2 protein-coding genes are annotated in these 1359 nt (G+C 48.6%); both read right to left on the bottom strand.

The window, feature by feature from the left end:
• A partial coding sequence (locus FJZ26_06040) for an AMP-binding protein (protein ID MBM3229967.1) occupies positions 1 to 737 on the bottom strand: 737 nt, incomplete at its 3' end.
• Between the two features lie 32 nt (positions 738 to 769).
• Positions 770 to 1359: 2-oxoacid:ferredoxin oxidoreductase subunit beta (locus FJZ26_06035; protein ID MBM3229966.1), on the bottom strand; the 590-nt coding region annotated here is incomplete at its 5' end.

Below are 1359 nucleotides of genomic sequence, written 5' to 3'. Positions count from 1 at the left end.
AGGTGCTTGAGTGATTTGGTGAGCGTTGCCGCTTCATCACAAACTGTTTTCATGTCGATCGTTTTGCCACGACGATGCCCGATGTCGGAAGTGATGAGGACTTTGGCTTGCTGGTCGTTCATGCGGTCGGCCAAGGCATGGGCCGAAAAACCCGCATACACGACCGAATGGACAGCGCCGATTTTGGCACAAGCCAGCATGCTGATGGCTGCTTCTGGCGTGTTTTGTAAATAGATTGCCACCCGGTCGCCCTTTTTAATGCCCAGATGCTTAAGGCCATTGGCAAGACGGCAAACTTCGCGGTTGAGTTGGCCATAGGTTAGACGGCGTTTTTTTCCCATGTCACTTTCCCACAAAATGGCAGTCTTTTTTTCGGTTGCTGTGCCCAAATGTCGGTCTATCGCGTTGGCAACAATGTTGCACTGCCCGTCTTTGAACCATTGATAAAAAGGGGCTTTGCTTTTATCCAGAATACTTTTAAAAGGCTTGTACCAGGAAAGTTCTCGCGCGGCTTTTGCCCAATACGCCAGGCGGTCTTTTTCTGCTTCGCGCCGAGCCTTGGCGGCATTTTTGATCACCGCATGCTTCAAGACAGAAGCTGCTGGCTTATAGATTTTTTTCTCGTTCTGCAGCACCTCGGTGGTGGCTTTTGCAGAGGCCAAAGACGCTTTTTTGGATGTTTTTTTGGTTTTCATAAGTTTTTTTAGTGAAGTCCACCTCATTTTTACCCCACCCATTTAACATGTAAAGTTAAATTTGCAGGGTGGGCTTAGGCATATTCTTCAAAAAGGGATGAAATATCGATGGCTGTGATGCTTTTAGAAGTTAAGGGGCCATTTGCAAATTGAGGCAGAGTTTTTTCATAAATATCTGCAGCCACCTGATAAAAAACACCAATAGGAAGTTTTTCTGTTTCTTGCACTTTTTCCAAGGCTGCCTTCCAATCCGATGTATCGTGACCAGAAGCCGCAAGGTCGTAGCATTTTTCCTGATAATAGGGGTAGGTATGAATTTTGTCGTAAGTCACGCAGGGCTGCAGCACGTCGATGAAGGCAAACCCCTGGTGTTCGATGCCCTGTTTGATCAGCGCCATGAGGTGTGGCAGGTTGCCCGCATACCCACGAGCCACGAACGAGCACCCTACTGAAAGGGCCAACAAGATGGGGTTGATGGGCGCATCGGGCGTGCCAAAAGGCGTAGAAGGCGACTTGGTTCCTTTACTAGCGGTGGGTGAAACCTGACCTTTGGTGAGGCCATAGACGGTGTTGTTGCCAACAATATAAGTGACATTGATGTTACGGCGCATGGCATGAATGAAATGCCCCATACCAATGCCGTAGCCATCGCCGTCACCACCTT

This window comes from Candidatus Parvarchaeota archaeon (assembly GCA_016866895.1).
In the GTDB taxonomy this organism is placed as follows: Archaea; Micrarchaeota; Micrarchaeia; order Anstonellales; family VGKX01; genus VGKX01.
This window is presented reverse-complemented; position numbering and strand designations above follow the sequence as displayed.